This is a genomic window from Nocardioides sp. (assembly GCA_037045645.1).
In the GTDB taxonomy this organism is placed as follows: domain Bacteria; phylum Actinomycetota; class Actinomycetes; order Propionibacteriales; family Nocardioidaceae; genus Nocardioides.
In genome coordinates this window covers 981,735-1,006,390 of sequence record JBAOIH010000001.1, presented here as the reverse complement: position 1 = coordinate 1,006,390, position 24,656 = coordinate 981,735, and the positions used below count along the sequence as shown (strand labels likewise).

General features: G+C 67.7%; 27 protein-coding genes and 2 pseudogenes. 7 read left to right on the top strand and 22 right to left on the bottom strand.

Annotated features, from left to right (window positions below; all coding sequences use genetic code 11):
* Positions 1-187: 187 nt before the first annotated feature.
* A complete protein-coding gene (locus V9G04_04920; protein MEI2712639.1) occupies positions 188-859 on the top strand; it encodes a M23 family metallopeptidase in 672 nt (223 codons plus the stop codon).
* Here V9G04_04920 and V9G04_04915 read toward each other — a convergent pair.
* The 16 genes and pseudogenes from V9G04_04915 to V9G04_04840 form a co-directional block, all read right to left on the bottom strand.
* Positions 776-1,672 (bottom strand): tyrosine recombinase XerC, encoded by an 897-nt coding sequence (locus V9G04_04915; protein MEI2712638.1) that lies wholly within the window; start codon positions 1,670-1,672, stop codon positions 776-778. The genes V9G04_04920 and V9G04_04915 overlap by 84 nt on opposite strands.
* 109 nt (positions 1,673-1,781) lie before the next feature.
* Complete coding sequence (locus V9G04_04910; protein ID MEI2712637.1) at positions 1,782-2,945, bottom strand: DNA-processing protein DprA; 1,164 nt, start codon at positions 2,943-2,945, stop codon at positions 1,782-1,784.
* On the bottom strand, positions 2,942-4,525 hold the full coding sequence (locus tag V9G04_04905) for a YifB family Mg chelatase-like AAA ATPase (GenBank protein MEI2712636.1): 1,584 nt from the start codon (positions 4,523-4,525) through the stop codon (positions 2,942-2,944). Before V9G04_04905 ends, V9G04_04910 begins: the two co-directional genes overlap by 4 nt.
* Positions 4,522-4,899 carry a YraN family protein gene (locus tag V9G04_04900; protein MEI2712635.1) on the bottom strand — a complete coding sequence of 126 codons (378 nt, stop codon included), beginning with the start codon at positions 4,897-4,899 and terminating at the stop codon, positions 4,522-4,524. Before V9G04_04900 ends, V9G04_04905 begins: the two co-directional genes overlap by 4 nt.
* Positions 4,900-5,015: 116 nt before the next feature.
* Positions 5,016-5,324 carry a DUF2469 domain-containing protein gene (locus V9G04_04895; GenBank protein ID MEI2712634.1) on the bottom strand — a complete coding sequence of 103 codons (309 nt, stop codon included), beginning with the start codon at positions 5,322-5,324 and terminating at the stop codon, positions 5,016-5,018.
* Positions 5,321-6,067 carry a ribonuclease HII gene (locus tag V9G04_04890; GenBank protein ID MEI2712633.1) on the bottom strand — a complete coding sequence of 249 codons (747 nt, stop codon included), beginning with the start codon at positions 6,065-6,067 and terminating at the stop codon, positions 5,321-5,323. The genes V9G04_04895 and V9G04_04890 overlap by 4 nt, the downstream gene beginning before the upstream one ends.
* Positions 6,064-6,870, bottom strand: a complete 807-nt coding sequence (lepB, locus tag V9G04_04885; protein MEI2712632.1) for a signal peptidase I — start codon at positions 6,868-6,870, stop codon at positions 6,064-6,066. The genes V9G04_04890 and lepB overlap by 4 nt, the downstream gene beginning before the upstream one ends.
* 28 nt (positions 6,871-6,898) lie before the next feature.
* Positions 6,899-7,249 (bottom strand): 50S ribosomal protein L19, encoded by a 351-nt coding sequence (rplS, locus tag V9G04_04880; GenBank protein MEI2712631.1) that lies wholly within the window; start codon positions 7,247-7,249, stop codon positions 6,899-6,901.
* A 181-nt stretch (positions 7,250-7,430) separates the two neighbouring features.
* Entirely contained in the window at positions 7,431-7,838 is a 408-nt protein-coding gene (locus V9G04_04875) for a GNAT family N-acetyltransferase (GenBank protein MEI2712630.1), read from the bottom strand.
* 93 nt (positions 7,839-7,931) lie between these two features.
* A pseudogene (gene trmD, locus V9G04_04870) lies at positions 7,932-8,597 on the bottom strand (tRNA (guanosine(37)-N1)-methyltransferase TrmD).
* Between the two features lie 6 nt (positions 8,598-8,603).
* Positions 8,604-9,152 (bottom strand): ribosome maturation factor RimM, encoded by a 549-nt coding sequence (gene rimM / locus V9G04_04865; GenBank protein MEI2712629.1) that lies wholly within the window; start codon positions 9,150-9,152, stop codon positions 8,604-8,606.
* Between the two features lie 14 nt (positions 9,153-9,166).
* On the bottom strand, positions 9,167-9,841 hold the full coding sequence (locus V9G04_04860; GenBank protein MEI2712628.1) for a histidine phosphatase family protein: 675 nt from the start codon (positions 9,839-9,841) through the stop codon (positions 9,167-9,169).
* Between the two features lie 261 nt (positions 9,842-10,102).
* Positions 10,103-10,345: an RNA-binding protein gene (locus tag V9G04_04855; GenBank protein MEI2712627.1), complete on the bottom strand. Its 243-nt coding sequence runs from the start codon at positions 10,343-10,345 to the stop codon at positions 10,103-10,105.
* Between the two features lie 2 nt (positions 10,346-10,347).
* Entirely contained in the window at positions 10,348-10,866 is a 519-nt protein-coding gene (gene rpsP, locus V9G04_04850; GenBank protein MEI2712626.1) for a 30S ribosomal protein S16, read from the bottom strand.
* Between the two features lie 234 nt (positions 10,867-11,100).
* Positions 11,101-11,667, bottom strand: a complete 567-nt coding sequence (locus V9G04_04845) for a GNAT family N-acetyltransferase (protein ID MEI2712625.1) — start codon at positions 11,665-11,667, stop codon at positions 11,101-11,103.
* A 72-nt stretch (positions 11,668-11,739) separates the two neighbouring features.
* Positions 11,740-12,363 (bottom strand): hypothetical protein, encoded by a 624-nt coding sequence (locus V9G04_04840; GenBank protein ID MEI2712624.1) that lies wholly within the window; start codon positions 12,361-12,363, stop codon positions 11,740-11,742.
* 380 nt (positions 12,364-12,743) lie between these two features.
* On the opposite strand from V9G04_04840, the gene V9G04_04835 reads away from it, so the two are divergent.
* The 3 genes from V9G04_04835 to V9G04_04825 are packed head-to-tail and all read left to right on the top strand — an operon-like array spanning position 12,744 to position 14,744.
* A complete protein-coding gene (locus tag V9G04_04835; GenBank protein MEI2712623.1) occupies positions 12,744-13,610 on the top strand; it encodes a VanW family protein in 867 nt (288 codons plus the stop codon).
* Positions 13,611-13,638: 28 nt separating this feature from the next.
* A complete protein-coding gene (locus tag V9G04_04830) occupies positions 13,639-14,187 on the top strand; it encodes a hypothetical protein (GenBank protein ID MEI2712622.1) in 549 nt (182 codons plus the stop codon).
* Positions 14,184-14,744, top strand: a complete 561-nt coding sequence (locus V9G04_04825; GenBank protein ID MEI2712621.1) for a GtrA family protein — start codon at positions 14,184-14,186, stop codon at positions 14,742-14,744. The genes V9G04_04830 and V9G04_04825 overlap by 4 nt, the downstream gene beginning before the upstream one ends.
* On the opposite strand, the gene V9G04_04820 is transcribed toward V9G04_04825, so the two are convergent.
* The 3 genes and pseudogenes from V9G04_04820 to ffh form a co-directional block, all read right to left on the bottom strand.
* A complete protein-coding gene (locus tag V9G04_04820; protein MEI2712620.1) occupies positions 14,703-15,779 on the bottom strand; it encodes an amidohydrolase family protein in 1,077 nt (358 codons plus the stop codon). The genes V9G04_04825 and V9G04_04820 overlap by 42 nt on opposite strands.
* A 21-nt stretch (positions 15,780-15,800) precedes the next feature.
* On the bottom strand, positions 15,801-16,166 hold the full coding sequence (locus tag V9G04_04815; protein ID MEI2712619.1) for a hypothetical protein: 366 nt from the start codon (positions 16,164-16,166) through the stop codon (positions 15,801-15,803).
* Positions 16,163-17,752 (bottom strand): annotated as a pseudogene (gene ffh, locus V9G04_04810) (signal recognition particle protein). Before ffh ends, V9G04_04815 begins: the two are co-directional and overlap by 4 nt.
* Positions 17,753-17,813: 61 nt before the next feature.
* On the opposite strand from ffh, the gene V9G04_04805 reads away from it, so the two are divergent.
* The 3 genes from V9G04_04805 to V9G04_04795 are packed head-to-tail and all read left to right on the top strand — an operon-like array spanning position 17,814 to position 20,246.
* Positions 17,814-18,107, top strand: coding sequence for a hypothetical protein (locus tag V9G04_04805; protein MEI2712618.1), 294 nt, complete (start codon positions 17,814-17,816; stop codon positions 18,105-18,107).
* A 7-nt stretch (positions 18,108-18,114) separates the two neighbouring features.
* Positions 18,115-18,780 (top strand): heme ABC exporter ATP-binding protein CcmA, encoded by a 666-nt coding sequence (gene ccmA, locus V9G04_04800; protein MEI2712617.1) that lies wholly within the window; start codon positions 18,115-18,117, stop codon positions 18,778-18,780.
* Positions 18,777-20,246: a DUF6297 family protein gene (locus V9G04_04795; GenBank protein ID MEI2712616.1), complete on the top strand. Its 1,470-nt coding sequence runs from the start codon at positions 18,777-18,779 to the stop codon at positions 20,244-20,246. The genes ccmA and V9G04_04795 overlap by 4 nt, the downstream gene beginning before the upstream one ends.
* A 236-nt stretch (positions 20,247-20,482) precedes the next feature.
* Here the strand turns inward: V9G04_04795 and V9G04_04790 are convergent, their stop codons facing one another.
* The 3 genes from V9G04_04790 to V9G04_04780 are packed head-to-tail and all read right to left on the bottom strand — an operon-like array spanning position 20,483 to position 24,422.
* A complete protein-coding gene (locus tag V9G04_04790; GenBank protein ID MEI2712615.1) occupies positions 20,483-22,705 on the bottom strand; it encodes a [protein-PII] uridylyltransferase in 2,223 nt (740 codons plus the stop codon).
* Between the two features lie 8 nt (positions 22,706-22,713).
* The gene (locus V9G04_04785; protein ID MEI2712614.1) at positions 22,714-23,052 is read right to left on the bottom strand and encodes a P-II family nitrogen regulator; all 339 of its coding nucleotides are present in this window, start codon (positions 23,050-23,052) and stop codon (positions 22,714-22,716) included.
* Positions 23,049-24,422 (bottom strand): ammonium transporter, encoded by a 1,374-nt coding sequence (locus V9G04_04780; protein MEI2712613.1) that lies wholly within the window; start codon positions 24,420-24,422, stop codon positions 23,049-23,051. Before V9G04_04780 ends, V9G04_04785 begins: the two co-directional genes overlap by 4 nt.
* Positions 24,423-24,656: the final 234 nt, after the last annotated feature.

Here is a 24,656-nt window from a genome sequence, read left to right as displayed (position 1 = left end):
GCGGTCTGTGCACGTGCGAAGTCGGAACTCCTGGGAGCTCCGCTCCGAGAAGATTAGTCCCGGTATCGCCGCCCTGACGAATCGCGGGAGAGCCACTTCTTCTCCACAGGACCGCGTTGCCGACCGGTTGTCCACAGGCGCGTGAGGACCACGAGCGCCACACCGAGATCTGCCCCACGCTGACACGATGCGCTTTCGACTTCTCCCTGTGCTCTTGAGTGTGCTCCTGACCGCCGTTGCGTGGGTGGCAATCCCCAGCGGGGCTGCCGAGCTCGACCCGGTCGGCGTCTGGCCGTTGCAGCCGACGCCCAAGGTGGTGGCGGTCTTCGACGCACCCGTGACCCGGTGGGGCCCTGGCCATCGTGGCGTGGATCTCGCGGGCAGATTCGGACAACCGGTGCGCGCCGCCCTGCCCGGCACCGTCAGTCACGTCGGCAGGATCGCGGGTCGAGGCACGGTGACGGTGAATCACGGCGACACGCGGACGACGTACGAACCGGTGCTGGGTTCGGTCTCAGTGGGCGATCGGATCCCCGCTGGAACCGTGATCGGTGCCCTCGAACGGGTGGGATCACACTGCTTCCCGGCCTCGTGTCTGCATTGGGGATGGGTCCGCGACCATACCTACTTGGATCCGCTGCGGCTGGTGGGCGGCGGGCCGATCAGGCTGCTGCCGCTGTGGCGTGACGAGCCGGTGCCGCGTCTCCCAGGCGCACAAGGACGCTCGGCTCGACCGTTGCCACGCTCGGCTCGGGGCTGGGCAACTGCCCCGACGTCAGGCGCGCGGGTGGGCCTGCTGGAAGGCGCGACGCAACCGATCGGTGGAGACGTGGGTATAACGCTGCGTCGTCGCGAGTGAGGAGTGCCCCAAGAGTTCTTGGACCGAACGCAGGTCGGCACCACCCTCAAGCAGATGCGTCGCTGCCGAGTGCCGCAGTCCATGCGGAGAGAGGTCGGGCGCACCGGGCACGTCTGCCAGTCGTCGGTGGACGAGACCGCGTACGGCACGCTGGTCGATCCGGCCACCTCGAGCCCCCAGGAAGAGGGCCGGGCCGGAGCCTTCGCGGCGCAACTGCGACCTGCCGGTGGAGAGCCAACGGTCAAGGGCGCCTGCCGCAGGCGTGCCGAACGGCACCGTGCGCTCCTTGCGGCCCTTGCCGAAGACGCGTACGACGTTGCGACCACGGTCGACGTCGTCGATATCGAGGGCCGCGAGTTCGCCGACACGGATCCCGGTCGCGTAGAGCAACTCCAAGATCGCCGCGTCGCGAAGTCCGACCGGACCGTCCTCGGCCGCAGCCGTCGCGGCGGTCAACAGCGCTTCGGCCTCATCGACGCGGAGCACTCCCGGCAGGGTCTTGTGGGCCTTGGGCGAGCCGAGTGGGGCCCCGACGTCGGTCGCGATGCGTGCGGTGCGCGCCAGCCATGCCGTGAACACACGAGCCGCCGTCGCCCGCCGCGCCAGGCTGGTGCGCGCCTTGCCCATCGACTGCTGCTTGGCCAACCAACTGCGCAGGGCGCGCAGGTCGACGGACCCGACGTCGGTGTGGCCCAGCCTGGCACAGTGATCCAGCAAGCTGGCGATATCGCCCACGTAGGCGCGCACGGTGTGGTCGGTGAGGTCGCGTTCACGGCGCAGATGGCGCTCGTACTCCCCCAGCACCTGAGCCATCTGCTCGGGCAACTCGGTCGGTTCACTCACGCCCCGACCGTACGCCGCGAAGCTCTCCTCACCCGGGCGCAACACCGCACCCGAACCAGCCCACGCGGCTCGTCGTCGTTCAAGACGCCGCCCGATCCGCCACTCCCGGCGAAGTGATCCGCCAGGGCCCGTTGGCGTCGTCGCCTTCGTTGATCACCCACTCCCCACGTGCGAGCTCACCCAGGATGAACGCAGCGTCGTCGCGGTCCATCAGCGCTTCACGAGCGATGCTGACGAGATCGAGCGCATCGCGCGCGGGCAAGACCTCGAACACCTTCTGCTGATCCTCGTCCAAGGCGTCATAGGCCCGCTCCTCACCGCGGCGTTGCGCCAGCAAGGCGACCCCCATGGGGCTCACCTGTTCGAGCACCTCCTCTCCGCGCGTGACGAGCGTGAGCTTGCCGTTGCGCACATAGTCGTTGACGCCCGACGACACGCCGCTCGTCACCGGACCTGGGACTCCCATCGCGGGACGCATCAACTTGTCGGCCCACTCTGCGGAGTTGAGCGCACCGCTGCGCAGGGCCGCCTCGACCACCACGGTGCCTTGCGTCAGCGCCACGATGATGCGGTTGCGCGCCAGGAACCGCTGCCGTTGACAGTGCGCGCCCAAGGGCGCTTCGGAGACCACAGCGCTCGTGCGGGCCAGATGCTCCAGCATCTCCTCGTGCTGGACCGGATAGTGCTTGTCGACACCACAGGCGAGCACGGCGACGGTGTGCCCACCGACGGTCACCGCTCCTCGGTGCGCGGCATAGTCCACGCCGAACGCCGCCCCGGACACCACGACGAGACCCACGCTGGCACACGTCGCGGCGATCTCAGCGGCGACCGAGGTGCCATAGGGCGTAGCGGCTCGGGTGCCGACGATCGACAGCGAATGCTCCAACTCATCGAGACCAAGCGGACCACGCACCCACAGCCCGAGCGGCACCCCGCCCTTGCGTGGTGTGACGGTGATGCGCGCAAGGTCATGGAGTCGGTTCGGCCACTCGGCGTCACCGGGAATCACAAAACGTGCTCCGAGGGCGTGACCGGCCGCGATCTCTGACTCGGGATCGACTGCGTCGAGCCTGGCCACGACCTCGGCCGACGCGGCCGACGCCCGGGACCCGGCGCGCAGCAGTCCGACCATCTCCTCGGCGCCGCGCTCGCGTACGTGCTCCAGCAGCCGCAGGTCTCCGACGTCGGCGGCGCGCAGCAGCCGAAGACGAGCGCAACGCTCAGCGTGTGAGGGTGTCATCCCACTCTCCTGAACGTGGTGTCCGCGAGGGGATCGCCCAGCCGCAGGGCCAACGCCACGTCCAACTCGGCCAGTCCTGGACGCTCGATCCCGCGCAGGTCCGCGAGCGTCCAGGCGATCCTGCTGACTCGGACCAGCCCACGACGACTCAGTCGACCGGACCGGGCCACCTCGTCGAGACGTCGGCTCGCCGGTGCCGAAATCGGCCAGTGCTCTTCGATCGACGACGCCGGCACATGCGCGTTGAGACTGAACCCGTGCCCGGCATACCGCTCGGCCTGACGCTGTCGGGCCGCCAGCACCCGCTGCGCCACGCGCGCACTGCCCTCCGGCCGCGGGCCCGAGTGAGCACCGAAACCGGTCGGCTCCGGGTGGACCTGCCTGACGATGTCGATCCGATCGATGAGCGGGCCTTCGAGCTTGCGGGCATAGTCGCGTCGCTGCACCCTGCTGCACGTGCAGTCGTTGGTCGGCTCGGCGTTCCACTCCCCACACGGGCACGGGTTGCACGCCAAGGCCACCATCCCGCGAGCCGGATAGGTCGCGGACTCCTCCCCCCGGGCGATCGTCACCTCACCGCTCTCCAACGGCTGGCGCAAGGCCTCGATCACGTCCGTGGCCAGTAGCGGAAATTCATCCAAAAAGAGCACGCCATGATGTGCCCGGCTGACCTCCCCGGGCCGCACCCTCCCGCTGCCGCCACCCAGCAGGCTGGTCCGGGAGGCGTGGTGGTGTGGTGCGGTGAACGGTGGTCTGGTCGGGAGCCCGGCACCGGCTTGGAAGGTGCCGGAGAGTGAGTTGATCACCGAGAGTTCGAGGGCCTGCTCCGGCTTGAGATCCGGTAGCAGACCCGGGAGTCGCTCGGCCAGGGACGTCTTGCCGGTGCCCTTCGGGCCGGTGAACATCAGGTGGTGACCACCAGCCGCGGCCACCTCCAGGGCGAACTTGGCGTCACTGACGCCCTCCAGGTCGCAAAGATCCAGGGAGTCGGAGCGGTCCTGTCCCTGCCATCTGAGCAGGGGCTGGGCGGTCAGCGGCGCAATCGGTGCGGCCTCGGGGACCTCCTCGCCGCACACCTCGGCCGCGACTTGGGCAAGGCTGCGCATCCCGAACACCTCGATGCCCGGCACCAATGCCGCCTCGGCCGCCTGCGGCTCGGGCACGTACACCCGACGGATGCCCTGGGACGCGGCTGCCAGGGTCATCGGCAAGACGCCGGGGACGCATCGCAGGCCACCGTCGAGGGCGAGTTCGCCGATGAAGACGGCGTCGTGGAAACGCCCCCCTTTGAGTTGATCGGTCACGGCCAGCACGCCGATCGCGATGCTGAGGTCGAAGTGGGTGCCCGATTTCGGGACTTCTGCCGGAGCCAACAACACGGTCGTACGCCGCTCGTTGGGCCACTTGCGACCGGAATTGATCACCGCCATCCGAACCCGATCCCGTCCCTCGCTCAAGGTCGGGTCGGCGCGGCCACTGATCACGGTGGCCACCATCCCCGGCGACACGTCGACCTGCACGTCGATCAGTTGGCCCATCGTGCCGCGCAGGCTCACGCACTTGGTGGTCGCGACGCTCATTGGCCCAACCCCCTGACATGGTCGATGACCGCGGCACCCTTGGGCGGTCGCATCACGGCCACCAGATCGATGCGGATCCCCTGCGGTTTCGCCTGGTGCGCGGCCACCCAGGCCGCCGCAAGGCGGCGGAGTCTGGCGAGTTTGTCCTCGGTCACAGCTTGATGCGGGCTGCCGCAGGCGTCCGACGTACGCGTCTTGACCTCGCACACGACCAGCACCTCGCCCTCGCGTGCGACCAGGTCGATCTCACCCTGGCGGCAGCGCCAGTTGCGATCGAGCACCGTCATGCCGGCCTCGACCAGATGCCGTGCCGCGACCCGTTCTCCATATCGGCCCAAAGCGCTGCGTCGCGCCGCCGTCCTCGAAGTCTCCATCGTGACCTCCTTCGAGACACGACGATGACGGCACGGACCGACGTTGGGAGGTGATCAGGTCGACGCCTGTGGAGAACGTGGCGTGAAGAGCTGCCTGTGGAGAGGAAGTGGCGAGTTCAGGCCTTCGGTGGGTCGATCTCCGACGGCGACAACTCCTCGATGTTGACGTCCTTGAACGTCAGCACCTTCACGTTCTTGGCGAATCGCGCCGGGCGGTACATGTCCCAGACCCAGGCATCGGTCATGGTCACCTCGAAGAACACGTCACCGGCCTCGGTGCGCGCCTTGATGTCGGCCTGATTGCACAAGTAGAAGCGACGATCGGTCTCCACGACGTACTTGAAGATGCCCACGACGTCGCGGTACTCGCGATAGAGCGTCAGCTCCATCTCGGCCTCGTACTTCTCGAGATCCTCGGTGCTCATCTCTCCAGCCTCTGCTCGTGATCTTGGGACGCTCGCGGCCCCGCATCCGCAGTGCCCACATCCGCAGTGGTCGAATCTAGCGACTCGACCTCGAGTCCGGCGGCTCGACGTACATTGACAAAGCGCCAGCGGTGGATCGCCGAGGGCCCGTGGGCCAGCAGCCGCGCGGTGTGCAGGTCGGTGATATAGCCCTTGTGCACATCGAACGCCCAGTCGGGAAAGTCGTCGTGGGCGTGCGTCATCAGCCGATCGCGCGTGACCTTGGCGATCACCGAGGCGGCCGCGATGCAGCCGGCGACCCGGTCGCCCTTCCAGATAGCCAACCCCGGCACGTCGAAGCCGTCGACGGGGAACCCGTCGGTCAACACGTACGCCGGCCGGGTGCCCAGCAGTGCCACCGCCCGGCGCAGCGCCTCCAGATTGGCCACATGCATGCCGAGTCGATCGCACTCTGCGGCCGACACCGAGACGACCGACCAGGCCAACGCCCGGCGTACGACCTGGGCATAGACGCGCTCTCGCGCGGCCTGCGTCAGCAGTTTGGAATCAGCCAGGCCAGGGATCTGTCCGGCCTTGCCCGGCCGCAGGATCACCGCACCGGCGACGAGCGGACCCGCACATGCACCACGACCGGCCTCGTCGACACCCGCGACGGGTTCGATGCCCACGCGATGCAGCGCGCGCTCGTAGCCATAGATCCCGGAGTCACGACGTACGGTCGCTCCGCGGGGAAGGTCGCTCAAGGACTGGTGACCTCGGTGAAGTCGTCGGGACGCGTCACCCAGCGGAAGTGGTTGGCCGGCCACAACACGACGAAGACCTTGCCGACGACGTCCCCCACCGGGACGTACGCATCGCTGTCGACGCAGTCGGTGGCCTGCGGCGCGCACAGGTGATAGCTCGAGTCCGCCGAATGTGCCCGGTTGTCGCCCATCACGAAGAGGTGACCCTCCGGGACCGGTCCGGCAGTCCACTTGCAGGTGCCCTTCATCGGGCCCCGGCACTGACCGTCCTCGTCTTCGGGGGTGTTGGGGTCGTCGACCTTGACGTACGACCCCTCGTCGAGCGGGGTGCCGTTGACCATGATGCGTCCCTTGGCGTCACAACACTTGATCTTGTCGCCCGCGACACCGATGACGCGCTTCACCAAGTGCCCGCCCTCGGGATAGAGCCCGATCTTGGCCATCACGTTGGTGACCACGGCACGCGCACCGGTCTTCGGCATGGGCGGCAGCCAGCCGCCCGGATCCTTGAAGACCACCACGTCACCGCGTTGCGGGCTCGCGCTGCCCCAGTAGGAGACCTTCTGCACCAGGATCCGGTCGTTCTTGACCAGCCCGGGCTCCATCGATTCCGAAGGGATGTAGAACGCCTGGACGAGCACGGCCTTGATCAGGATGGCCAGACCCAAAGCCACTCCGAGCAGCAGGATCGTCTCCTGCCACAACGGGAGCTGTTCCTTGTCCCGACTTTCGCCGTTGGAATGCGAAGACCGCGAATCCTCCTGCTCTTGAGCGGGGAGGTCTTCGCGGTCTTCGGTAGTCACGCAGGAAGCCTAAACGCAGGCCGTCCGATCACGCCTCGCGACGCTCCTTGATCTTGGCAGCCTTGCCGCGCAGGTTGCGCAGGTAGTAGAGCTTGGCGCGGCGTACGTCACCGCGGGTCACGACCTCGATCTGCTCGAAGATCGGGGAGTTCAGCGGGAAGGTGCGCTCGACACCGACGCCGAACGAGACCTTGCGGACGGTGAAGGTGCGTCCGACACCGGCACCGTGCACGCGGATCACGACGCCCTGGAACACCTGGACACGCGAACGGCTGCCCTCGATGACCTTGACGTGGACCTTGACGGTGTCGCCGGCGCGGAAGTCGGGGACGTCGGTGCGCTTCGCGGCGGCACCGATCTCGGAAACGAGCGGGTTCATATCTGCTCCTCGCGATCGCCACAGGTCGCTCGCGGATAGTTGCGTACGGTGGTGCGGTCCTCCGTGACGGCCGGCCGGCGCGCCCCCTGTGGCAGGTGCGGCTCGGCGATCCCCGGGGCGTGTCTCCGGGCGATCTCAGCACTGGTGTGGACCAAGGCGGAAGTCTGCCAGAGGACAGGCGTCAGCGAGAAATCCGCTTGACCAGGAGGACGCGCCCGGCCCAACGGCCCCCGTCGTCGGGGCTCTGGCCGTCAGGGACGGGCCGATAACCGGCCTTGCGATACATCCGGATGTTGCGCTCGCTGCGCGCACCGGTGAAGAGCACGAGCCGACGTGCCGTCGGCGGCGCCTGTCGCTCGGCGTGCTCCAGCAAAGCTCGACCCAGACCGCGGCCTTGCAGGTCCGGGGCCACCATGATGCGACCAATGTCCCAGGCGTCCTCGACCAGCCGCGCCCGAACAGCGCCCACGAGGCGTCCGGCCACGCGTACGAGCGATGTGTTCCACACGCCCAGCCACGCCCGTACGTCATCGAGATCCTCGTGCAGCGCCGGGATGCCGAGGTGGTCGTTGGCCAGCGCCTCCTGCATCCAGCAGGCACGCTGGAGCACCAGCAACTCGGGCGCGTCGGCCGGGTGCGCGGACTCGATGGCCCACTCGCCTGAGACCTGGCTGGCAGGCACCAGGTCGGGGCGACGCTCGGCCGTACGCCTGATCCGCTGCTCGTGTCGCCACTCGGCGATGCGCCCGTGATCGCCGCTCAGCAGGACGGACGGCACCTCGCGGCCGTGCCACAAGGCGGGCTTGGTGTAGACGGGGTATTCGAGCAGCCCGTCCTCGTGCGACTCCTCCACCAGCGACTCGGCGTTGCCCATGAATCCCGGGAGCAGACGTACGACCGCCTCGGTGATCGCCAACGCGGCCACTTCTCCGCCGTTGAGCACGTAGTCGCCCAGCGAGATCTCGCGGACCTCGCCGATCGTGGCGGCGTGTTCGATCACTCTCTGGTCGATGCCCTCATAGCGCCCGCAGGCGAAGACGAGGTGGTCGTGAGTAGCGAGTTCGTGCGCCATCGCTTGGGTGAAGGGTGCGCCACCGGGGGTGGTGAAGATGATGGTCGCCCCGGCTGCAACCTCACCCAACGCCGCACCCCAGGGCTCGGGTTTCATCACCATGCCCGCGCCGCCGCCGTAGGGCGTGTCGTCGACGGTGCGGTGGCGATCAGTCGTCCAGTCACGAAGGTCGTGCACACGGAGTTCGAGGAGGCCAGACTCGATCGCCTTGCCCGGCAACGAGAGTTTCAGTGGTGCCAGATAGTCCGGGAAGATCGAGAGGACGTCGATGCGCACGTCGCCTCAGTCCTCGGGGAAGGGCGTCACCAAGCCCGGACGATCCGCGATCACGATGCGGCCGTTTCCAACGTCGACCTCGGGCACGAGCGCGGTCACGAACGGCACGAGGGCGTCGCGACCGTCGGGCGTACGGATCGTCAGCAGGTCCTGGGCCGCGTTGTGCGCGATCGCTGTCACAGTCCCCAGCACCGTGTCGGTGTCCAGGTCGTACGCCGTGAGCCCCACGAGTTGGTGGTCGTAGAACTCGTCGGGGTCCTCGGGTGTCGCGTCAGCGGGGATGTCGGCGTACAGGATCAGCCCGCGCGCGCCCTCAGCCCCAGTGCGGTCGGCGACCTGCTCGAACCTGGCCAGCAGAATCCCTTGATGCCATCGCGTGCTGGTCACCGTGACGGTCCTGGCCGACCAGGCTGATCCGCGCGGGGGCTCGACTCTGAGCACCACTCCGGGCGCGAAGCGCGCGTCGGGCTCGTCGGTGCGTACGTCGATCGTCACCTCACCGCGAAGGCCATGCGGTTTGCCGACGCGACCCACCACTACCTCGACCGGATCCACGCACCGCAGCCTAGTCAGTCTGTGATCTGGTCGCCCGTCAGGTGATCCAGGCGATTGATGTCGACGGCGATGCGGACCGTGCCGTCCACGTGGATGCGACTGACGCCGGTGTTGTTGATCCGGATCCATCCCGTCATGTCGGGGATCCCGAGCAGGCTCTGGACCAGGAACTGGGTGAAGAAGCCGTGCGTCACGAGCGCCACCTGCTGCTCTCCCGGGTGTCGGCGATCCAGGTCGGCGATCACGTTGGCCGCGCGCCGGCGTACGGCATCCGCGCCGTCCTCCACCGGCCCCGACCACCACGAGCCCGGCTCAACGTCGTCCGGCCAACTCAGCGTCGGCGCCAGACCGATTGCCGCGTCGCGGCCGATGCCCGGGTGGTGACGGCGAACCCCCTCATCGTCCTCGACGTAGGGGCCACCGACCTCGTACGCCGCGCTGTGACCGATCAGCGCCACATCAAGGGCTTGCGCCAGAGGCGCTGCGGTGCGGAGCGCCCGAGTCATCAGGCTCGAATAGATCGCGCGCGGGGCCAACCAGGACGATCGCGCCCACTGCGCCAGGGCCTCGGCCTGCTGCTCGCCGAGTTCGGTGAGATCGGGTTCGGGGTCGCGACCACTGGTGCCCCCAGTCTGGGCCCAGAGGTGGTTGTTGCTCGATTGGGCGTGTCTGATCAGGACGAGATCCACGGGTCCAGTCTCCTGGGTGCGGGGGTGTGCATCGGGGCGCACCACGCTGTTGGAGTCCCCGGCTGGCCGGGGAGTCTCATGGTGTGTAACCGATGCATTGGTTACTAACCGTGAAAGTCACCGGCCAGCCGGGGACTCCAACAGCTGCAGAAAGCAGAACGGGCGCCACCCGAAGGTGACGCCCGTTCTGTCTTGCGATCGCCTAACGGCCGCGGTCCACGTCCACGCTGAGCCCGATTGTTCGTCTCCGCTCCCCGCGGCCTAACGGCCGCGGTCCACGTCCACGAAGTCGATCCGCGCGCCGTCACGGCCCGCGAGGGCCGAGATGACCGTGCGGAACGCGGTGGCCGTACGCCCGTTGCGGCCGATCACCTTGCCAAGGTCGGCGGGGTTGACCCGGACCTCCAGCACTGAGCCGCGACGCAACTGCTTGTCACGCACGCTCACCTCGTCGGGGTTGTCCACGACGCCCCGGACGAGATGCTCAAGCGCTTCGGCAAGCATGGTCACGACTCGCTCTTGCCGGCGTCCTCGGCGGTGATCTCCTCAGCGGCCTCAGCAGCTTCGGCAGCACCCTCGGGGGTCTCGTCGGCGGGCACGGCAGGCGCCTCCTCGGCCGGAGTTTCGGCCTTCTGGGCTGCCTTCGACGACTTCTTCGTCACGGCCTCGGTCTTCGGCTCGTTGGCCGCCTGGGCCAGCGCCTCGTTGAAGATGTCGAGCTTGGAGCGCTTGGGCTCCTTGACCTTCAGGGTGCCCTCAGCGCCGGGCTCACCCTTGTGCTTTTGCCAGTCGCCGGTCACCTTGAGGATCGCGGCCACCGGGTCGGACGGCTGCGCGCCGACACCGAGCCAGTACAGCGCCCGCTCCGAGTTGACCTCGATATAGGAGGGGTCCTCCTTGGGGTGGTACTTGCCGATCTCTTCGAGGACGCGACCGTCGCGCTTCTTGCGCGAGTCGACGACGACGATGCGGTATTGCGGCACCCGGATCTTGCCCAGGCGCTTCAAACGGATCTTGACGGACACGTGTGGGTGTCTCCTTGGAATCTTGTGTACGTGATGAGGCACCGAACCCAGGTGGGGATACCTTCGTCGGTGGTCTCGAGGGGCGCTGCGCCGTCCGGGTGAGAGGGTCCGTACGACGCCACGACTCAACGCGCGATTGTGCCAGAGCAGGCGAGTCAGTCCGAATCGAGGCCGATCGAGAGCCGGAAAGCGGCCAGCCCGTGCACCTCGATCGGCTCCCCCCGTACGAAATCGTCACGCGACAGCACCATGTGCTGGCACGACGCGAAGCTCACCGGGGCGACGTTGTCGCCGTTCGACACCATTCTCGCGATAGCCCACCTTGCGCGACACCGCTCCAGACGCGGGATTGTCGACGAAGTAGCCCGAGGTGATGACCGCGGCGTCAAGGTGGTCGAAGAGGAACGCGCACAGCATCTGTCGCATCCGCGTCCCGATTCCACGGCCTTGAGCAGCCCGTCCGAGCCAGGACCCGGTTTCGGCCGTTCGCGTGACCAGATAGTCGGACGCGGTGCAGCCCTGCACTCCGAGCAAACGTCCGTCCAGCCAGACACCCAGATTGAGCGCCCAGGAATCCGGTGACCAGTCGGCACGCGTACGCCAGTGGTACTGCGCGAAGCGCAGCGGCAATTCCTCAGCCGGCGCATCGGTCCACGGCACAGTGAACGGCGTACGTGCCGGGTCGTGCACTCCGCCGAGCGCGACGTCGGCAAGCACGCCCAGGTCGTCGTCGCTGATCCCCCGCAACTCCAGGTCGCCGGCGACGACACGCAAATCCAGCATGGGGAGAAGGTTGCTCATCTCCGCATTCAACCCCGGGCCTCAGGGGTGGCGCACCTCAAAAATCGCCGGGGCGCCCGCGACCTGACCGGGCTACAGCGGCGTGACCGTGCCGTTGCACAAGGTCCCGGTCCAGTTCACCGTCCCGGTGCCGAAGCCGATGACTCCAACACCCACGACTCCGCAGATGTCGTAGCAGATGCGGTAGTTGCATGCGGGCATCGGGATCATCCCGATCAACATGAAGAACATCTGCACGTCGAAGCACAACTTCGTCGGGTGTTTGCCGAGCGTCCCCCCGTAGAACCCGTCGGGGAACGTCGCGTTGTTGGTCGTGTAGTTGCCACTGATCGCGCTGATCTGGCCCAATGTGCCGCCCCCGAGCGCGACCGCCGACATAGCGGTGGTGCTGCCGTCCGACCACGTCATGGTGCCGCCGAGTCCGGCGGTGGTGTACGTCGGCACGAACAGGCTCAGGTCGCAGCCGGTCGAGTCGACGTTGAACCCGGACGTGCCCGAGACGTTGGCAGTGCCAAGAGCAGCAATCGCCTGCGCGGTGAAGAGGCCACCGACACCGGCGTTGAGACACGTTGGGCACGCCGGCATATCGCTGGCAGCCAGTGCAGGCGCGGCGGTGGCCAACACGATCGTCGGCGCGGCCCAAGCCGCCCCCTGCGCCAGTCTGCGTCGTGAAATTCCCTGCAATTGTTCAGACACGTGAAGCCCCCACTTCGTCGTGGCCGCAGCGGACAGTCCGCATCCCTGCGTGTCCACGCCCCGATCGGATGACCCCACCCATCCGTCGGCAACACCTCAAACCCCAGCACCCAGGTGGCCCTGCGGCCATCTTGGTGAGACCCGCACCGCTCTGACAAGGCATTGCGGGAATGTTGACTAAGTTTTTACTCAACAGTGCAAACGTGTGTCAGCCTTCCCATCAGCGTCACGCGCATCCGCCGCCGGTTGCTCCGGCGTGGGGCCGCCGCGAAAACAAGCCCCGGGGCACAGCCCGTGCAACAACCCCTGCGCTGGGCTTCGACGGGTTCGAGATCCGCAACGTGAGCAACCTGATGTGGCCAATGTGCGTCAATGGGAGCGTGAGCCAGTTCACCCTCCCGCCGCGATTGAGCGCACCGCCACGGTTGACGCAGCGCCACCCCTGGCTCTTCCCCGTCGCGATGCGGGTGCTGCGCGCCAAACGTCGCGTCCTGTGGCTGCGAGACGGTGTCAGCGGACGGGTGCGCTGGGCGGGCAAGGCCGAGAGCGAGACCCCCGTACGCATCAAGCGGCACGCCTCGCTGTTGTTGCGCGAACTCGACCCCGACCAGATGCACCTGCAGCACAGCAAGGTGACCAACCTGCGGCTCGCGTCAGCGCAGGTCGACGGCGTGGTGATCGCGCCGGGCGAGACCTTCTCGTTCAACCATGTCGTCGGGAACTGTACCCGCCGCAAGGGCTATGTCGACGGGATGAAACTCTCCAACGGTGAAGCCGAAGCGGGTGTCGGCGGCGGCATCTGTCAACTGGCGAACCTGCTGCACTGGATGTTCCTGCACTCGCCATTGACCATCGTCGAACGCTCGGAGCACTCCTTCGACCCGTTCCCTGACGCCGGCCGGGTGCTGCCGTGGGGGGTGGGGTGCTCGATCGTCTACAACTACGTCGACCTGGTCGTACGCAACGACACCGACCTCACCTTCGCGCTTCGCGTGGGCGTCGGCGAGCGCTATCTGCACGGGGAACTCCTCGCCGATCGGACTCCGGCGCACTCCTACAAGGTCGAGGCCCGGCGCGAGGAGTTCGTACGCCATCACGGCGAGGTCTTTCGGAGCAACGAGATCTGGCGCAGGGTGTTCGATCGTCATACGGGGCAGCAAGTGGGCGAAGAGTTGGTGAAGTCCAACTGCGCGCTGGTCATCTACCAACCCGCCGCCGACGTGCCCATCCGAGAGTTGTCGGACTAACTCGCGACACCTCGGGCACGATGTGCGGGTGTCCTACACGCCAGCCCCACCCGTGAAGTTCCGTCCGAACGTCAAGTGGTTCCTCGGTCCGGCGATCATGCTTGCCCTGGCGGTGACCGTCTTCGTGGTGATGATGGTGCTGCTGCTCAAAGGGATGAGCCACACGGACGCCCGGGTCGCACGTGACGGTCAGCCGCATCCCATCGCGTTGGAGGGCACCGAACCACGGATGGTGTGGGAGCCACTCGTCGAGTCAAGCGCCGACTGCACGATCACCGACTTGGAGTCGGCCGAGGAGTTGACGATGGCGACACCGTTGGCGGGCTACACGCGTACGTTCGGCTCCGTCGAGATGCGCGGAGCCTGGACCTTCACGCCGCACTCCACCGCGGTGTCAATCACATGCAAAGCCGACGGCGGAGGGGACGTCGAGATCGGGAAGGCGCCGCGCTTCGCCTCGTTCTTCGGCGGGATGTTCGCCGGCATCGTCGGCACGTTCCTGCTCGGCGGCATCGGCGCCCTCTGGCTGGTCGTCCTCCTGATCCTCTTCTTCAGCCGTCCGAAGAAGGTCGCGTGACGAGCCTGCGAAGCCGGCTGCACCGCCGCAACTGGATCCTGCTGGCACGCTTCGCGGCCGTCGGCGCCAGCGGTGTGCTGGTCAACCTGCTCGTGGTGATCCTGGTGAACCAGTTCGGTCCGGACGCGGAGGCCGACGTCGTGTCGCTGCGGCCCACCGACTTCCACGTGCGGTGGTACCACGCGTACTCCACCGTCGCCTTCTTCGTGGCGAACCTGTGGAACTTCCAACTCAACCGGCAATGGACGTTCCGGTCATCGGGGGCAGCCGGTTGGTGGCGTGAGTACGTCCCGTTCCTCACGGTCGGCCTGCTCACGCAGGGGGTGGGCCTGCTGCTGCTGACCCTGCTGATGCACCGGGGATCACCCTTGGCCCTACCCCACGATCTGTTCGACGATTCCTCGATCTGGCTGACGCGTCTGTATTGGGCTCAGTTGATCGTGATCGGGCTGATCACGCCGCTGTCGTTCGTACTCAACAAGATCTGGACGTTCGCGGCCGTACGAGAGTCGCGCTCAGCCGCCCGCGACGACCTGACCGCGCAGCACCACGGCTGACGGCGCCCGCAGGATCGACAGATCCGCGCGCGGGTCGCTGCGATAGACCACGAAGTCGGCTGGATCCCCCTCCCCGAGCAGGGGATGCCCCAGCCACTCGCGCGCACGCCAGGAGGCGGCGGCCAGAGCATCAGCGGCGGGCATTCCGATCCGGTGCAGCGCCTCGACCTCACCGGCGATGTTGCCGTGCCGGCTGATGCCGCCGCCGTCCGAGCCTGCGTAGATCGGCACGCCGGCTTCGTACGCCGACATGATCGTGGCGGGCATCCGGGCATAGAGGTCGGTCATCGTCTCCGCGTAGACGGGGAACCGCTCCGCACCCGCGGCGGCATGCTCGGGGAACTTGTCGAGTTGCATGATCGTGGGCACCAAGGCCGTGCCCCTCGCCACCATCGCGTCGATCAGGTCTTCCGACAATCCGGTGCCATGCTCCAGGCAGTCGATGCCGGCCTCGATCAGACCGGGCAGGACCCCGGCGCCGAAGCAGTGCGCGGTGACCTTGGCGCCCTCGGCGTGCGCGGCGTTGATGGCCGCAGCGAAAGCCTCGGCGGGGAAGCTCGGCGCCAAGTCGCCCTCATCGCGGCTGATCCAATCGCCGACGAGTTTGATCCAGCCGTCACCGGCGCGCGCCTCCTGCGCGGCGTACGCGGGTAGCTCCTCGGGCTCGACCTCCCACGCGTAGTGGCGGATATAGCGCCGACTGCGGGCGATGTGGCGACCACACCTGATCAGCCGAGGCAGGTCGTCGCGAGCCTGGATCCAGCGAGTGTCGGCCGCCGAGCCGGCGTCCCGGATCAGCAGCGCTCCCCCGTCGCGATCGGCAATCGCCTGCTCTTCGGTCTCGTCGACGGTCGAGGGGCCGAAGTCGTCCAGGCCGAGATGGCAGTGCGCGTCGACGAGACCAGGGACGATCCAGCCTTCGACGACCGTCTCAGCGCCGGGTTGGGGTTCGTACGTAATCGTGCCGCGGACGACGTAGAGGTCGCGAGACTCGCCGTCGGGAAGGATCGGGCCGCGAAATCGCAGAGCACTCATGCTCCGACCGTAGTCACCAGATCAGAGTCGGTCGAGCAACCAGGTGGGGCCGAGCGTGGTGGCATAGCGAGCCAGGTTGGCGCCGAGGGCTCGATCGGCGGTCACGACCTCCACCCGACAGCCGCGGGCATGGCCCGACTCCGCTTGGCGCACGATCTCGGAGTCGCCGTCCTTGGAGGCGTGTACGACCCGCAACGACGCAGCACCTCCGGCGCGTACGCCCTGCTTGGCCTGACCTTCCAGCACCAACGTGACCTCCTCGTGCGGCAGGTCGGCGTGCAGGAGATCGTCGTGGAGTCGCGCGGCGGCGCCGGCGCGGTCCTTCCACCAGCCGTCGGCACGCGCGCCGACGACGTTGGCGGCGTCGATGATCAGCAGCCGCGTCACTTGAGGAACTTGTCGAAGCCCTTGGGCAGGTTGAGTTGCTCGGCAGCCTTGGCGTAGTCGATCTCCTCGCCACCGGGGTTGCCGAACGGGTTGGCTGCCTTCTCCTGGGCAGCCTTCTCCTGTGCGGCCTTGGCGGCCTGAGCCGCCTTCGCGGGGTTGCCGGAGACTCGACGCCCCCTGGCCGGCTTCTGCTTGGCCTTCTGCTTGCCGCGACCACCACCCGCGCCCGGCATGCCCGGCATCCCGGGCATCCCCGGAAGGCCGCCGCCACGCGCCAACGACGACATCATCTTGCGGGCCTCGAAGAAGCGATCGACAAGGGTATTGACGTCGTTGACGGTGCGCCCAGAACCCTTGGCGATGCGCTGGCGCCTGGACCCGTCGATGATCTTGGGGTTGGCCCGCTCGCCGGGGGTCATCGAGAAGATGATCGCCTGAATGCGGTCGATCTCGCGCTCGTCGAAGCCTTCCAACTGCTCACGGAACTGCCCCATCCCGGGCAACATCCCCATGATCTTCTGCATGGAGCCGAGCTTGCGTACCTGCTGCATCTGCTCCAGGAAGTCGTCGAGGGTGAACTCGCCGCCCTGGCCGCTGAGCTTCTCGCGCGGCCTTGAGTGCCTTCTCCTGGTCGAAGGTCTTCTCGGCCTGCTCGATCAGGGTGAGCATGTCGCCCATGTCGAGGATTCGGCCGGCCATCCGGTCGGGGTGGAAGAGGTCGAAGTCGGTGAGCTTCTCCCTGCGGAGGCGAACATGATCGGCTGACCGGTGATCGAGCGGATCGACAGCGCCGCACCGCCGCGCGCGTCACCGTCGAGTTTGGTCAACACGACACCGTCGAAGCCGACGCCGTCGCGGAAGGCCAGCGCCGTGTTGACGGCATCCTGACCGATCATCGCGTCCACGACGAAGAGCACCTCGTCGGGCTGGACCGCGTCGCGGATGTCTGCGGCCTGCTTCATCAACTCCGCGTCGACGCCGAGACGACCCGCGGTGTCGATGATCACGACGTCGTAGAGCTTGCGCTTGGCCTCTTCAATGGAGGCGCGGGCTACGGCGACCGGGTCGCCACCGTGCTCGATCCCTGCCGCATTGCCGGGCTCGGGAGCGAAGACGGGTACGCCCGCCCGCTCACCGTTGACCTGCAACTGCTGCACGGCGTTGGGGCGCTGGAGGTCGGCGGCCACCAGGACCGGCGTCTTGCCCTGGCCCTTGAGCCAGAGCGCGAGTTTGGCCGCCAAGGTGGTCTTGCCCGCACCTTGAAGCCCCGCGAGCAAGATGACGGTGGGGCCGGTCTTGGCATAACGGAGTCGACGGGTCTCGCCACCCAGGATCTCGACGAGTTCCTCGTTGACGATCTTGACGATCTGCTGGGCGGGATTGAGCGCCTGGGAGACCTCTTCGCCGCGGGCGCGCTCCTTGATGGCGCCGACGAACTCCTTGACGACCGGCAGCGCGACGTCTGCTTCGAGCAGCGCGATCCGGATCTCGCGTGCGGTGGCATCGATGTCGGCCTCGGAGAGACGGCCCTTGCCTCGCAGATTCTTGAAGGTGTCGGCGAGACGGTCGGAGAGTGTGGCGAACAAGTGATCTATCCCGAACGGCTGAGGGTGCAGTGGACTTGAGGGAACAGCCTAGCCTTGACCTGTGCTGGCTCTGGTGTTCGCGATCGCCTTCCTTGTGGTGGGCCTGATCGTCGTCGCAGCGCTCGGTGGCCGGATGATCCGCAACGCCGGCGCAGGATCGGCGGGTCTGGGCGACGCTTTCGGCAACATGATCGATGTCTTCGATCCGGGCAAGGCGCGCCAGCAGCGCGATATCAAGGAGCACTTCAACCAGGGTCCGGTAACCCGGACCCCGGACGACGACGAGGACGACCGCGTACGCATCCTTCGCAATCCCGACGGCACGCCGCGCGCGGCGCGCATCAAGAAGCGTTGAGATCCAGGTGACGCCCCTGCTGTCCGCGCGTGCGATCACGGTCAGGTACGGCGATCGTACGATCCTCGACGCCATCGACGTGGAGGTCGAAGCCGGTGAAGCGGTGGCCCTGGTCGGCCCCAACGGTTCGGGGAAGTCGACCCTGCTGCGGTGCATTTGCGGCCTGCAGGAGCCGACCGGCGGCGACATCGTGCTCGACGACAGCACGCTCGATGAGCGGCATCCCGACATCCGCCGCAAACTGGCCGTGTTGATGGATGACATCGACTTCTTTCCTGACCTGTCGGTGGTCGAGCACCTCGATCTGATGGCGCGCGCTCACGGGTCAGACGATCCCGAGCCGATCGTGGACGCGGTGCTGCACGAACTCGGCCTGGTCGAGGTGTCCGGCCAACTCCCCTCCACCTTGAGTTCTGGGCAACGGCGCCGGTTGCTGTTGGCATCGGTGTTCGTACGCCCGCGCCGTGTGCTGGTGTTGGACGAGCCGGAGCAACGACTCGACGTGGAGGGCGTGGCGTGGCTTGGGGATCGGCTGCTCGCCGAGAAGGCCAAGGGTGTCGCGGTGCTGCTGGCCAGTCATGACCAGGCGCTGGTCGAGAAGGTCTGCGACCGGGTCATCACGCTCGGCCGCAAAGCCTCCGAGCAGGCAGAACCGATCTCGGACGCAACATGAGCGAGGTCGCCCTCGCTGCGAGCGCGGCAGAACTGCGCTCGGAGATCCGTCATTGGCGACGCGGGCGGGCGGATCTGGGTTGGGGCGAGGCGATCTCGGAGGCGTACACCGTGATCTTCTCGGCGCTCGTGCTGGGCTCGATGGCAGTCAGCGCGCTGCTCGGGCTGCGTGACATCTGGGATGCGACGTGCGATCGGCAATGTGCGGATGCTCGTGGGCTACTTCCGGTGCTCAGTGTGTTCGCGACCGGGGTGCTGGTCTTGGGAGCGGCTCGGCTGCTCGGCCCGATCTTTTGTCCGCCCGCGGCAGCCACCTGGCTGCTGAGCACGCCCGTGGACCGCAGGTCCTTGCTGCGACCGGCGCTCGTACGCGCCCTGCTGCTGGCCCTGGTTGCTGGGTCTCTCGTGCCCGTGCCGATCATCCTCTTCGGCGCCACTGGGCCGGTGACGGGGTCCGCAGTGGCGGTCGGCACAGGACTCCTGTCCACCGGCTTGGTCGGGCTGGCCGCAGTGAGCCAACTCTCGAGTTCGCGAGTCGCACACGGGATCTGGTGGGCCTCGTCGCTCGCGTTGTGGCTGATTCTCGGGGCGGCGGCAACAGGTGGGATCCGGCTCGACTGGGCGCACGCCACCTGGATCGCTGCCGGCTTCGTGGGCGCAACAGCAGTGTTCGCGGTGATGTTCGCCCGGCGGGCCGACCAGGCGCTGGCATCCTCCTACCGCCGCGTGTTGGCCATCACGCAGCGGCTGTTCACCAGCCTGTCTGGCGCGTTGGCCGCACTCGACCTCGGATTGCTCTTCGACGTCCTCTTGGATCGACGCTGGAACTCCGCGGCTCGCGTCATCAGCAGACCCGGTCGCTGGCGCGGCGCAGCAGCCTTGTGGCACCGCGACCTGGTGCGGCTTCGGCGCAGTCCGCAGCCGGCTCTGGTCCTGGCGGGGTCGCTGCTGGTGCCGTACGCCGTTGGCGCTGCCGGCGCCGGCCGGCTCACACCGGTGGTGGCCGCGCTGGTGGGTTTCGTAGCGGCAGTTCCCCTGCTCGCAGGACTGCGCGTGCTCTCCCGGGGGCCGAGCCTCATCCGGATGCTGCCCTTCTCCGGGCGCGCCGCCCTCACCGAGCACGTGATCAATCCCGGCCTACTGCTGATCTGCTTCGCGGCGGCTGCGGCGCCGTCGTGGCTCGACTCCTGGACACCGGCCCAGGGTTGGGCGCTCGCTGCGGCGGTCGCGCTATCCGCACTCTCGGCGGCGACACGATGGGTGACCTCCCCGGCGCCTGATTACGCCAAGCCGATGGTGTCGACTCCGGCGGGTGCCGTACCGACCGGTTTGTTCAGCAGCCTGCTGCGCGGCTTCGATGTCTGGTTGCTGACGGCCCTGCCATTGTTGCTGCTCAACGGGTGGTGGGGGCCTTGCGTGTCCGTGAGCCTGTCGCTCGTCGTGCTGGCGGTGGTGGTGGATGTGTGAGCGCCCGCGCGCCCGACCTTTCCGGGGGTTGAGCGCACCACAGTCCGCTCCAGCACCCGAGACACACGCGCACGACCAACTCAGCCCCCGATCGGGCCGCTAAGCACCCGGCTCGCCGGGGGTTGAGCGCACCACAGTCCGCTCCAGCACCCGAGACACACGCGCACGACCAACTCAGCCCCCGATCGGGCCGCTAAGCACCCGGCTCGCCGGGGGTTGAGCGCACCACGGTCCGCTCAACCCCCGAGGGCACGGCGCACGACGGCCGCCGCGCGCACCGCCCGCTCTTCGCTGAGCGCCCCCGCGGACTCCTCCTGAAGATAGAAGACGTCGACGGCTTGCGGGCCAAGCGTGTCGACGTGCGCCGAGCGCACGCTCACACCGATCTGCGCCAATACGTCGAGCACCGTGAAGAGGACGGCGGGCCGGTCTTGGGCGCGCACCTCAAGCACGGTCGAGTCGGACGACGCGTTGCTCGTCACGGCCACGGTGGGCGGCAAGCCCACCGTCGAGTTGTCACGAAGCCGGGCACGAACATCCAGGGTGCCCGCACGCAACGCCTCAATGCGCTGGCGCAGCATCCTGGCGTCCAGGTGGTCGTCGGCCACCTCCCACCTCGACACTGCGATGTCACCTTGGCTCCACGCCCGCACGGCGCGTACGGAGGTCCGCTGCAGCGCCAGACAGGCAGCCACGTCAGCCATCAGCCCAAGCCGGTCTTGCGCGACCACGGTGATCCGAGTGCCACCCGGCACGGCCACGAGATCCAGGTCGACGTACGCCGGGTCGATCCGCACAGCGGCCGGCACCTGCAGCGACACCGTCGCGGTCGAGCGCATTCCGGGAGCGACCAGATGGCCCGCAGCCTGCGCGGCCAGCTTCCGGATCAGGCTCGCCCGCCACGTGCTCCATGCCTGCGGCGATGTCGCCCTGGCGTCGGCTTCGGTGAGCGCGGCGAGCAAGGACAGCGTCTCCACGTCAGGCACCGCCTCGGCCAACGCGGCCAGCGTGGCGGGGTCGTCCGGATCACGGGTCGTGGCAAGGTCGGCGAGCAGCAGGTGGTGGCGTACGAGGAGCGCGATCCGCTCCACATCCGCCGCACTGAAGCCCATCCTCGTCGAGGCCCTGCGAGCGATGGGCTCCCCAGCCGCGCAATGCTCGGTGAGTTCGCCCTTGCCGATGTCGTGGAGCAGCGCCGCGACCAGCAACACGTCGGGACGCGCGACCTGACGGATCAGGCGCGCCGCCTCGGCGCAGGTCTCGACCACGTGACGGTCGACGGTGAAGCGGTGGATCTGGGAGGCATGAGGCAACAGCCGGATCCGCTCCCAGTCAGGCAGGAACGAGTCGACCGCCCCTGTCTCGTCCAGGGTCTCCCAGACGGCGATGAGGCCGGGGCCGGCGAGCAGGCGTACGAACTGGTCGCGGGCCTCGTCCGGCCACGGGTCCGGCAGCCGCGTCCCCTCCTGGACCAGGCGCGCGACGGCCGCAGGGTTCAGCGGCAGGTCACGTTCGGATGCCACGGCCGCGAGTCGCAACAGCAGCGTGGGATCGTCGCCTGGGCGCACCTTTGCTTCGAGGACGACCTCCCCTCCGGCGACCGCGACTCCCGGGGCGATAGGTGTCATCGACGGCCCTGGACGCTGGCGCTTCGAGGAGGCGACGGTCCGCCCGAGGGCCGCGTCGACGCGACGCCAGGTGAGTCGGGACAGATGAGTGATCCGGCGGCCGTGCAGACGTACCGCACGTTGCGCCGCGAGCGCGTCGGGATGGCCGAGCCGCTGGGCGAGATCGGGCCACAACTCCCCCGCAATCCGATCGTGCGGTCTCCCGGTGAGGGCATGCAGTTCGTCTCGTACGTCCAACAAGACTCGCCGTGATCGCTCGAGTTCGACGTGGGGGACGTCGACGAGCCAGGTCGCGACGAGAGCCTTGAGCACGGTGGCGTCGCGCAAGCCGCCGTACGCCTCCTTCAGATCCGGCACCGAGGCGTGCGCGAGTTCGCCCACCAACTCGTGGCGAGCCTCGGTGAGGCGACGCAACTCGGGCAGCCGGGCGCGTGCCTGGGCACGCCACTGGGCGAGCACCTGCGTACGCAGCCGCAGGGTGAGATTGGGGTCCCCGGCCAGATGTCGGGCGTCGAGCAAGCCGAGGGCCACCCGTACGTCCGCCTGCGCCGCTTCGGTCATCTGTGCGAGCGAGCGCACGGAGTGGTCGAGTCGGGTGCCGGAGTCCCACAACGGATACCAGATCCGTTCGGCGGCTCCGGTGGGATCGACGTGGTCGAGGTGGACCAGCACCACGTCGAGGTCGGAGTGCGGGGCCAACTCGCCACGGCCGTAGCCCCCGACCGCGAGGAAGGCTGAACCCCCCTGATCGCCGCCGAACGCGGCCTCGTACGCCTGCCGGCACAGGTGGTCGGCTTGGTGTGTCCGGGCGGAGCGTTCGGCGGCGGTCATGGGGGGATTCAGATCGCGGCGTGGTCGGTGTCGCCGGTGCGTACGCGCACCACCGTCTCCACCGGGACGACCCACACCTTGCCGTCACCGATCCGACCTGTCTGCGCGGACTTGACCACGATGTTGACCACGTCGTCGACATCGGTGTCGTCGACCACGATCTCGATGCGGATCTTGGGCACGAGCGCGATGTCGTACTCCGCGCCGCGATAGACCTCGGTATGGCCCTTCTGCCGGCCATAGCCGCTGACCTCCGACACCGTCATCCCGGTGACACCGAAGGTCTCCAGCGCCTCGCGTACGTCTTCCCACTTGTGCGGCTTGATTACCGCGGTCACCAACTTCATGCGCTGACCTCTTCCTTGTTTTCCTTGACGTTGAGCACTCCGGTCGACGGGGCCAGCACGCTGCCGCGTCGTCCCCCGACCGGGCTGAGGTCGTACGCCGACTCGCCGTGCTCGGCGAAGTCGATGCCTTCGGCCTCGGCGTCCTCGTGGATGCGCCAGCCCATCGCGTACTTGATCTGGAGGGCGACCGCGAGCGTCGCGATCGCCGACCAGGCCATCGCGAACAGCGCCGTGAGCACCTGGACGATCAGCGGCTTCACGCCGCCGCCATAGAACAGCCCATCCACGCCTCCGGGCGCTGCCGCACTCGACACCAGACCGATCAGGATCGTGCCCGCGAGACCGCCGACCAGGTGGACACCGACCACGTCGAGCGAGTCGTCGAACCCGAATCGGTGCTTGAGGCCAATGGCGTACGAGCACAGCCCGCCCGCCAGTGCCCCGATGAGCAGCGCGCCATAGATGTCGACGGCACCGCAGGCAGGCGTAATCGCCACCAGTCCCGCGACGATGCCCGAGGCCGCGCCCAACGACGTCGCCTTGCCATCGCGGAACTTCTCCACCAAGAGCCAGCCCAGCATCGCCGCACAGGTGGCCAGCGTCGTGTTGAGCCAGGTGACACCGGTCTCGGACATGAACTGGGCGATGTCCTTCTCCCCGCCGTCACCGGCGACGAAGACGATCGAGCCGACGTTGAAGCCGAACCAGCCGAACCACAACAGGCCAGCGCCGATCATGGTGAGCGTGAGGTTGTGCGGCTTCATCGGCTCCTTGCCGAACCCGAGCCGCTTGCCGATCACCAGCGCGAGCACCAGGCCGGCGATGCCGGCGTTGATGTGCACGACCGTGCCGCCCGCGTAGTCCTGGGGTATGACGTTGGCGACTCCGTCGGCGAAGCCGAACAGCCTGGCCGAGAGGCCGCTCTCGCTCAGAGCCGAGAGGAAGCCACCGCCCCAGACCATGTGTGCGAGCGGGAAGTAGGAGATCGTGATCCAGATCGGCAAGAAGACCAGCCAGGCCGAGAACCTCACCCGGTCGGCGATCGCACCACTGATCAGCGCAGCCGTGATCACCGCGAACGTGAGCTGGAATGCGACGTACACATAGCTCTCCGCGCCGACGCCCTTGAGACCGAACGCGGTGAACGGGTTGGCGAAGAGGCCGGCGACGTCGGTCCCGGCGTACGACATCGACCAGCCCCACAGGACGTACACGATGCCGACGATCGCCAGGGAGACGTACGACATCATCATCATGTTGAGCACGGACTTCGAGCGGCTCATGCCGCCGTAGAACAGTGCCAACGCGGGCACCGTCATCATCAGGACGAGCGAGGCTGACACCAGCATCCACGCGTAATAGCCGTCCACGAGACCTCCAGAGATTCAAGGTTCATCGGAGGCGCAAGCAGTGACGACGCTGTCGGGCTGCGGTCCCTCCCGGATGGGTGGAACTCTGCGTGCCGAAGATTTCGGCGTACGACGTCTCGTGTTGCGAGCACGCTAACGCTGGCGGCGTCGTGTTACGCCCTGGTTTCGAGACGCGCCTTCGGCGCTCCTCAACCAGCGGTCGGCACCCCGGGTAGTCCAGTGCGGAAATGGTCG